The sequence below is a fragment of the Myroides injenensis M09-0166 genome (genome assembly GCF_000246945.1).
Classification (GTDB): domain Bacteria; phylum Bacteroidota; class Bacteroidia; order Flavobacteriales; family Flavobacteriaceae; genus Flavobacterium; species Flavobacterium injenense.
Genome location: NZ_BAEX01000032.1, coordinates 25,140 through 33,958 on the forward strand (window position 1 = coordinate 25,140; position 8,819 = coordinate 33,958).

Sequence of the window (8,819 nt, forward strand, 5' to 3'; positions counted from 1 at the left end):
ATAATTTTGATTCTACTTTTCGTCAAAAATTGCTTTGTCATTAATAAGTGTATTAATCACATTAGTAACTTCTATAAAATGTTGAATTTTTTCTTGAGAGATATTTTGAGCTATGACTTCATTAAAGCGTTTTACTTTAGCTTTCGAGAGCTCTCTTTTCTCAATACCTAAAGGCGTTAGTTTTATAATTACACCTCTACCATCATTTGGATTCTTTTCGCGAGTAATTAATCCCTTTTCTTCCATTCTCTTTAATGTACGTGTCAGACTTGTTGCTTCCATCCCCATATTAGGTCCTAGTAGGGTAGAAGGTGTCCCTTCACGATCTATACTTAACAAAGCAAATGCAAGTGACATACTAGCATCATATTTAGCCGCTTCTTCATTGTACATCCTAGCTACAGCTTGCCATGTAGCTCTTAATACATAATCGATAGTTTTATTCTTCATATTTGCATTGCGAAATTCAAATATAAAAAAAAATAGTATGCTTGCATACTATTCTCTTCTAATTTGTGACTTTAACAAAAAAATTAACATTTAACCTCTATATATTTTTTCGTAAAGGTCTTGATACATTGATAATATAATTTTTCTTCTTAATTTTAAAGTAGGAGTAAGGTGTTCACTATCAATAGTCCACACTTCTGGAGTTAATTCAAATTTTTTAATTTGTTCCCACTTTCCAAATTTCTTATTCAATCTTGCTACTTCTTCACTGATTCTTTCAATCACTTTTTCATTCTTAACAAGTTCTTCATTAGAATCTCCAAGTACAATATGTTTTCTACGTGCCCATTCACGCACAAATTCAAAATTTGGTTGGATAAAAGCTGCAGGCATTTTTTCACCTTCACCAATAACCATTATTTGCTCAATGAAACGAGATTGTTTCATTGTATTTTCTAACATTTGCGGAGCTACATATTTACCACCAGAGGTTTTAAACATTTCCTTTTTGCGATCTGTAATATGTAGGAAACCGTCTTCATCTATTTTTCCAATATCTTCTGTGTGGAAGTAACCATCTTTAATAACAGATTTAGTCTTTTCATCATCCTTAAAGTATCCTAACATAACATTAGGTCCTTTACAAAGGATTTCGCCATCTTCAGCAATTTTCACTTCTACGTTACTCAATGGACGACCTACAGTACCTGCACGCATTCCTCCATTTCTCTTATCGTTAACAGCAATTACGGGAGATGTTTCTGTCAATCCATATCCTTCCATTACTACAATACCTGTAGCATTAAAAACTCTTGCAAGACGAGGCTGTAATGCCGCACTTCCTGACACGATTATTTTAATTTCACCGCCTAATCCTTCAACCCATTTTTTGAATACTAATTTACGAGCTATGCCTAGTTGGATATTATAAAAGAATCCTCTGTTATAAGGTTTATATTTAAAACCTACGTCTAATGCCCAGAAGAATATACGTTTCTTAAGTCCAGTTAATGAAGATCCTGTTGCAAATATTTTGTCATATACTTTTTCAAGTAAACGTGGGACAACAGTCATTACATTAGGTTTTACTTCTTTTAGATTATCGCCCATTTTATCAATTGATTCTGCATAATAAATTGCAACTCCATTAAATTGATATAAATAGATAAGCATACGTTCAAAAACGTGACAAATAGGTAAAAAACTCAATGCTTTGTATTTTGCATCTCTTGTAAAAGGTATTCTATCACCACTACCTAAAGCATTAGATAAGATATTGTTATGAGATAGCATTACACCTTTTGGTTTGCCTGTAGTACCTGATGTATAGATCAGTGTAGCTAAATGATCTGGACTTATTGAATCTTTTATAGCATCTACTTCATTTTGATTACTTTCGTCTTCTCCAAGAGCTAAAAGTTGGTCAAAGTTTTTACATCCTTCGATTTGATCAAATGAACAGATATCAATTAACAATGGTAGTTCATGTCTTACAGACATTAACTTATTGTAAACCTCAATATCAGAAACAACACAATATTTAGCCTCAGAATGGCTTAAGATATATTGATAATCTTCTGCTGCTATAGTTGGGTAAATAGGAACGTTTTGTGCTCCAATTTGTAAAATACCAATATCAAAAAGGTTCCACTTTGTTTGATTAGTACTTGAGATTACAGCAACTTTGTCATTTTCTTTTATTCCTAGCCTAAGTAAAGCTCTAGAAATAGCATTTGCTTTCTTTACATATTCTTCAGAAGATGTTTTTTCCCATACACCATTTACTTTAGTTACTAATGCATCGGATAGGGGAAAATGATCTCTTTGTAGATAAGGTATATCAAAAAGTCTTGTAGGATCAATCATGTTTTCATTAATTAGCTATTGCAAAGTATAAAAAAAAATCAAATAAAACTATATTGCTCTAAAAAAGATAATAATCTAAAGTTTTAATTAATTTTGTTTTTTCACTTATTTATTAAATAATAAAATGATTTCTTATGATATCTAATCGTTTTCGATTAAATGAGGTATTGGTATTATTCTATCGCCTGTTCTTAGCTTTTGTTTTTTACTTTATTGCCCGTACATTATTTTACCTATATAATACAGATTTACTTAAAGTTGACTCAATAGGGCAATTTATGAATCTGTCCTATCACGGAATAATATTTGATAGAATGGCTATCTTTTACGTAAATAGTCTGTTCATACTACTATCAATAGTACCATTATTTATAAATACTAATAAAGGATATCAAAAAATGCTCTTCTGGGTATATATCATTCCCAATCTAATTGCATATTCTACCAATTTTATTGATTTTATTTATTATCGCTTTATCTATGCTCGTACTACAATAGCAGTATTTGATAGTCTAGAACACGAATCAAATAAAGGAAAATTGTTCTTTAATTTTTTAGTTAATTACTGGCACGTATTTTTACTATGTATATTATTATGTGTATTCTGGGTATATCTTTATAAAAGAGTAAAATTTAGTAAACCAATAAGAGTTGAATCCAAAAAAGCTTATTGGTTATCATCTGTAATTTTAATAATAATTGTAGGTATTGGTTTTGTTGCAGGTGTAAGAGGAGATTTAAAGAAGACAACTAGACCTATAAATATTATTGATGCTAATAGATATGTAGATAAACCAGAACATGCAGATATTGTTCTAAATACGCCTTTTTCAATTCTTAGAACAATTGGTAAGACAAGCTTTAAGAAAGTAGAGTATATGGATGATAATACTTTAAGTAAATATGTTAGTCCTACTAAACAATATAATGTCAATGATCTTAAAAAATATAATATTGTACTTTTTATAACAGAAAGTTATGCTCGAGAATATATAGGGGCTTTTAATAAAGATATGGATATCCCTAACTTTAAAAGTTATACTCCATTTATAGATTCTCTTGCTCAACACAGTTTAATTTTTCCTAATGCCTTTGCCAATGGATATAAATCAATACATGGAGTTTCCTCAGTTGTAGCTGGTATACCATCATTTAAAGATGCATTTACTTCATCTCCTTTTCCTAAACAGGAAATAGAGTCTTTAGTTTCTACATTAAAGTCAGAAGGATATGATACTTCTTTTTTCCATGGAGCTCCCAATGGTTCTATGGGCTTTTTAGGATTTGGAAATATTTTGGGGTATGATCATTATTATGGGAAAACTGAATATAATAATGATAAGGACTTTGATGGTACATGGGGAATATGGGATGAGCCATTTTTTCAATATATGAGAGAAGTATTAAATGAAAAGGATGGACCTTTCTTTGCTACTTTATTTACGGTATCATCTCATGAGCCTTTTAAAGTACCCGCTGAATATGAAGGTAAATTTCCTAAGGGTAATCAACAAATTCACCAAACAGTTGGTTATACAGACTATGCTTTTAAACGTTTTTTTGAAGAGAGTAGCAAAGAGCCTTGGTTTGAAAATACAATCTTTATTATCACAGCTGATCATACCAATCAAATAGATTATGATGAATATAGAAAATTAGTAAACCGTACTGCTGTTCCTATTTTGTTTTATACACCGGATGAGCGTCTTAAGGGAGTAAATAAAGACCTTGCACAACAAATAGATATTTACCCTACCGTTCTAGATTTAATCGGATATCAAAAGCCATTTAGAAGTTGGGGAAGAAGTCTTGTAAATGACACGATAACTAAGCCATTTACTATCAACTATGGAGCAAATGAATATACTTACCAAGAAGGTAATTACATCTGCAGATTTAATGGTAAGGAAGTCACTGGTTTTTATGATATTAATGATAAAGGTTTAGAACATAATTTGATCAGTCAAAAGAATAAAGAAATGGAAAGAATTGAGATGAAATGTAAAGCCTTTTTGCAGGACTATTTTGAACGTATAATTGATAAACGACTTAATTAATATCTTTTTCTAATAAAAACAAGAATGCCTTCTTTTTAGTAAAGGCATTCTTGTTTTTATTCTGTAATATCATTCTGAAGCAATAGTTCTTTTGCTTTTGGTAAATCTTTTTCTTCAACAAAAACGTGAACTGCTTTATCTGCAGATCCAAAACCTGCTGTAATTGCTGATTCGATATCATCCCTAATTATAAATTTGATATTGTGCTCTTCTAAAATGTCTTTTACGGCTAATACCATAATTTCACTCCCAGCAAATAGTTTTTTGTGGCTCATAATAAATAGAATTTTTAGTGATTATACTAATATTATAAAATTAACTAATAAAAATGAATAATGCATTCTATTGTGAATTCATTTATTCTATAAATACTATAAAAAACAAACATCTCTTAATGATTTTATCTTTTGGATATTTAAAATTATAAGTATGTTAAATAGTTGTGTATTATAATTTAAAGTATTACTTTAATAAGAAAGAAAAGAAAAACTATTTAATGCAAAGATAGAGATAAGTGTCTTGTTCTTGCTTATTTGGACTTTAAGTAAAATGAATGAGTATGAAAATAGAAGAAACGAATGCTTATAAAAAGTTGAATAATATAACACAACTTATAGTAAGTAAAAGTACATCGCGAAAGCAAATTTTGGAATCAGTTACTATTGCAAAAACAATAGGAGTAGAGAAGTGGGAAAGTATTACCAACTTGCCTCAAGTGTGGAGAAATATAGTAAAAGAATTAGTTATTTAAGATATTTATCTAAAAGTAAAAAGGCTAGGTTATTTTTCATTAACCTAGCCTTTTTTTATAATTTATTTTTGTTCATTTCTAAATACTAATTCATCATCGAATGCATCTAGTAAAATCATACTATCAGATTTAACTTTACCTGATAAGATTTCTTTTGATAATGTATTTAGTACATCTTTCTGAATCACACGTTTTACCGGTCTTGCTCCAAACTGTGGTTCATAACCTCTTTTAGCTAATAACTCTCTAGCTTCTGGAGTAGCATCCATATGAATATTTTGATGAGCTAACATCTTAAATACATTGTGTAATTGAATATCAACAATCTCTAAAATATCTTTTTTACTCAATGGAGTAAACATTACTACTTCATCAATACGGTTTAAGAATTCAGGACGTACTAATTGCTTTAATTCATTTAGAACACCTTCTTTAGCTTCTTCTGACGCTTTATAAACATCATCAGTACTATCAAATTTTTCCTGTATAATGTGACTTCCCATATTAGAGGTCATAATTATAATAGTATTTTTAAAATCAGCTGTACGACCTTTATTATCAGTAAGGCGACCTTCGTCAAGTACTTGTAATAAAATATTAAAAGTATCAGGGTGAGCTTTTTCTATTTCATCAAGTAGAACTACTGAATAAGGTTTTCTTCTTACAGCTTCAGTTAATTGTCCACCTTCATCATAACCAACGTACCCTGGAGGCGCTCCAACTAATCTACTAACACTATGTCTTTCACCATATTCACTCATATCTATACGAGTCATAGCATTTTCATCATCAAATAGGTAAGTAGCTAAAGCTTTTGCAAGCTCTGTTTTACCAACACCTGTTGTTCCTAAAAATAGGAAAGAACCAAGCGGTTTTTTAGGATCTTGAAGTCCAGCGCGGCTACGACGTACAGCATTACTTATAGCTTCAATAGCTTCATCTTGACCAACTACACGTTTATGTAATTCATCTTCAAGATGTAATAATTTTTCCCTATCACTTTGAAGCATTTTAGTAACAGGAACTCCTGTCCATTTAGCTACAACTTCAGCAATATCTTCACTAGTTACTTCTTCCTTAATTAATGATTGTCCATCTTGATTATCATCTAATTCTTTCTGAGCTTGTTCTAGTTTTTCATGTGCATCTTTAATCTTTCCGTAACGTATTTCCGCTACTTTACCGTAATCTCCTTCACGTTCAGCTTTTTCAGCTTCTTGTTTATAAGATTCAATTTCCTGTTTAATATTTTGAACTCTATCTACAACTTCTTTTTCAGATTGCCATTTTGTAAAAATATCATTTCTCTCTTCTTTTAAGTTGCCTAACTCAAGACCTAATGATTTTAATTTATCTTCATCATCCTCACGTTTGATAGCTTCAATTTCAATTTCTAACTGCATAATTTTACGATCAAGAACATCTAATTCTTCTGGTTTAGAATTAATTTCCATTCTCAATTTAGCAGCAGCCTCATCCATTAAGTCAATAGCTTTATCTGGTAAGAAGCGGTTAGTAATATAACGTTCAGATAGATTTACTGCAGCGATAATAGCTTCATCTTTAATACGCACTTTATGATGCGCTTCATATTTTTCTTTAATACCACGTAAGATTGAAATTGCACTCTCAGTATCAGGCTCATCTACTAGTACTTTCTGAAAACGACGTTCTAATGCTTTATCCTTTTCAAAATATTTTTGATATTCGTCAAGAGTAGTTGCACCTATTGATCTTAACTCACCACGTGCTAAGGCTGGTTTAAGGATATTTGCAGCATCCATAGCGCCATCACCACCACCAGCACCAACAAGAGTATGAATCTCATCAATAAATAAAATTATATTACCTTCAGAAGAAGTTACTTCTTTTACTACTGACTTTAATCGCTCTTCAAACTCACCTTTATATTTTGCACCTGCAATAAGTGCTCCCATATCTAAAGCATATATTTGCTTATCTTTTAAATTCTCAGGAACGTCTTGTTGAACAATACGATGTGCAAGTCCTTCAGCAATTGCAGTTTTACCAACCCCAGGTTCACCAATTAACATTGGGTTATTTTTTGTTCTTCTACTTAAGATTTGTAAAACACGTCTAATTTCTTCATCACGACCAATTACTGGGTCTAATTTGCCTTCGTTAGCAAGCTTTGTTAAGTTATTAGCATATTTGTTAAGTGAATTATATGTATCCTCAGCCGAAGATGAAGTTACTCTTTGTCCATTTCTAATTTCATTTATAGCTGCTTCTAATTGCTTTTCAGTAACTCCTTGATCTTTTAAGATCTGAGAAACTTTACATTTAGATTTAAAAATTGCAAGTATTATATTCTCAATAGAAACAAATTCATCTTTCATTTTAGTAGCAATAGCTTGAGCTTCATTAAGCGCATAATTTGCTTCTCTAGAAAGAGTAATTTGTCCACCAGAAACTTTTGGAAAACTTGCAATAGTAGCATCTAAAACAGATTTGAATGTTTCAAGGTTTATATTTAATTTCTTTAAAAGGAAAGGAGTTACATTTTCATCAACCTCCATTATCGCTTTAAAGATGTGTTCATTTTCTATTTGTTGTTGGCCTAGACTTTGTACTATTACTTGTGCACGTTGAATGGCCTCCTGCGATTTAATTGTAAAGTTATTTAAATTCATATATCAATTTTTTTTAGTTATCTTGTTACACACTACAAAACAATTAATGTTCCATAGTATTAAATATGACTAGATGTCATTAAATTTAGTTTATTAAATAAAAAATCTGTCAATTAGTCAGTGTTTTTAACTTAAATACATATTATAATTATACATTTTGTCTTATGAATTGGATAAACTTAACAGAGAGTAAACAAATCGATGAGATTATTAAAGAGTCAGAAGATAGGGCAGTAGTCATTTTTAAAAATAGTCCACGCTGTTATATTAGTAAATTTGCACTGCGCAATTTTGAATCAAGCTTTGAAAATCCTACAGCTATTAATTGTTATATGGTTGATGTCGTTCAACATAAATTAATTTCAATTGAAATAGCTGACCGTTTTCAAATTAATCATGAATCTCCTCAATTATTAATAATTTCAAAGGGTAAGGCTGTTTATAATGCGTCGCATGAAAATATAAACGCAAAAGAAACAGAAAAACTCTTATTAAGATTATAAAATAGAAAAGGCTTTTGTAACTTATTACAAGAGCCTTTTCTATTCAATCGTTTGATAATTTAAATCCACAGACGAACTAATAATGTTATTAGTTTTAAATTCTTTTGAATTAACTGCTTTAAATAAGTTCTCTGCTAAAACTTTAGCTTTTTTTAAGTCTTCATTACTATTATCTTCTTTAGCTTCAATGGAAACGCCCTCAATTTCGATCTCATTATTCTTATTCTCAAAAATTTGACTTAGACCAACAGCAAATGAATTATCTTGATAAAATTTAATATCGCTTATTGCGATAGTATTATCATTAGTGTTAATTTTTGTTTTAAAAATTACACTTCTAAATTCTTTATCTGAATGCTCTTTTAGAATATAGGAGATTAACTCTTCATATAATTGTTCAAAACTTTCTTTATTTTTATTGCTACCAATTTTAGAATCTTTTAATGATACTTTTATTGTTTCAGAATGCTGAATAAAAGTTGTTTTAATACTTTCAAAAGTAGTTTTATTAAAATTGTTGCTAAAACCTATTAGTGGA

General features: G+C 30.0%; 8 protein-coding genes. 3 read left to right on the forward strand and 5 right to left on the reverse strand.

What is annotated here, in order from left to right:
- Positions 1-12 precede the first annotated feature (12 nt).
- A complete protein-coding gene (locus RH98_RS06980; protein ID WP_010252353.1) occupies positions 13-450 on the reverse strand; it encodes a MarR family winged helix-turn-helix transcriptional regulator in 438 nt (145 codons plus the stop codon).
- A gap of 90 nt (positions 451-540) precedes the next feature.
- Entirely contained in the window at positions 541-2,316 is a 1,776-nt protein-coding gene (locus RH98_RS06985) for an AMP-dependent synthetase/ligase (RefSeq protein WP_010252355.1), read from the reverse strand.
- Between the two features lie 134 nt (positions 2,317-2,450).
- Here RH98_RS06985 and RH98_RS06990 point away from each other — a divergent pair, with 134 nt between their 5' ends.
- On the forward strand, positions 2,451-4,373 hold the full coding sequence (locus RH98_RS06990; RefSeq protein WP_010252357.1) for an LTA synthase family protein: 1,923 nt from the start codon (positions 2,451-2,453) through the stop codon (positions 4,371-4,373).
- A gap of 56 nt (positions 4,374-4,429) precedes the next feature.
- On the opposite strand, the gene RH98_RS06995 is transcribed toward RH98_RS06990, so the two are convergent.
- Positions 4,430-4,648, reverse strand: a complete 219-nt coding sequence (locus tag RH98_RS06995; RefSeq protein WP_010252359.1) for a putative signal transducing protein — start codon at positions 4,646-4,648, stop codon at positions 4,430-4,432.
- A 284-nt stretch (positions 4,649-4,932) separates the two neighbouring features.
- Between RH98_RS06995 and RH98_RS07000 the strand changes: the two genes are divergently transcribed.
- The gene (locus RH98_RS07000) at positions 4,933-5,124 is read left to right on the forward strand and encodes a hypothetical protein (protein WP_010252361.1); all 192 of its coding nucleotides are present in this window, start codon (positions 4,933-4,935) and stop codon (positions 5,122-5,124) included.
- Between the two features lie 62 nt (positions 5,125-5,186).
- Here RH98_RS07000 and clpB read toward each other — a convergent pair whose 3' ends face one another.
- The gene (gene clpB / locus RH98_RS07005) at positions 5,187-7,778 is read right to left on the reverse strand and encodes an ATP-dependent chaperone ClpB (RefSeq protein ID WP_010252364.1); all 2,592 of its coding nucleotides are present in this window, start codon (positions 7,776-7,778) and stop codon (positions 5,187-5,189) included.
- A gap of 164 nt (positions 7,779-7,942) precedes the next feature.
- On the opposite strand from clpB, the gene ytxJ reads away from it, so the two are divergent.
- Positions 7,943-8,281, forward strand: a complete 339-nt coding sequence (gene ytxJ, locus RH98_RS07010) for a bacillithiol system redox-active protein YtxJ (RefSeq protein WP_010252366.1) — start codon at positions 7,943-7,945, stop codon at positions 8,279-8,281.
- Positions 8,282-8,320: 39 nt separating this feature from the next.
- Here ytxJ and RH98_RS15745 read toward each other — a convergent pair.
- On the reverse strand, positions 8,321-8,819 hold a 499-nt coding region (locus RH98_RS15745), incomplete at its 5' end, for a hypothetical protein (RefSeq protein WP_010252368.1).

Bases quoted from the DNA above. Each gene is read 5' to 3' on its own strand.
- RH98_RS06980 (WP_010252353.1), bottom strand. From the start codon at position 450: ATGAAGAATAAAACTATCGATTATGTATTAAGAGCTACATGGCAAGCT.
- RH98_RS06985 (WP_010252355.1), bottom strand. From the start codon at position 2,316: ATGATTGATCCTACAAGACTTTTTGATATACCTTATCTACAAAGAGAT.
- RH98_RS06990 (WP_010252357.1), top strand. From the start codon at position 2,451: ATGATATCTAATCGTTTTCGATTAAATGAGGTATTGGTATTATTCTAT.
- RH98_RS06995 (WP_010252359.1), bottom strand. From the start codon at position 4,648: ATGAGCCACAAAAAACTATTTGCTGGGAGTGAAATTATGGTATTAGCC.
- RH98_RS07000 (WP_010252361.1), top strand. From the start codon at position 4,933: ATGAAAATAGAAGAAACGAATGCTTATAAAAAGTTGAATAATATAACA.
- clpB (WP_010252364.1), bottom strand. From the start codon at position 7,778: ATGAATTTAAATAACTTTACAATTAAATCGCAGGAGGCCATTCAACGT.
- ytxJ (WP_010252366.1), top strand. From the start codon at position 7,943: ATGAATTGGATAAACTTAACAGAGAGTAAACAAATCGATGAGATTATT.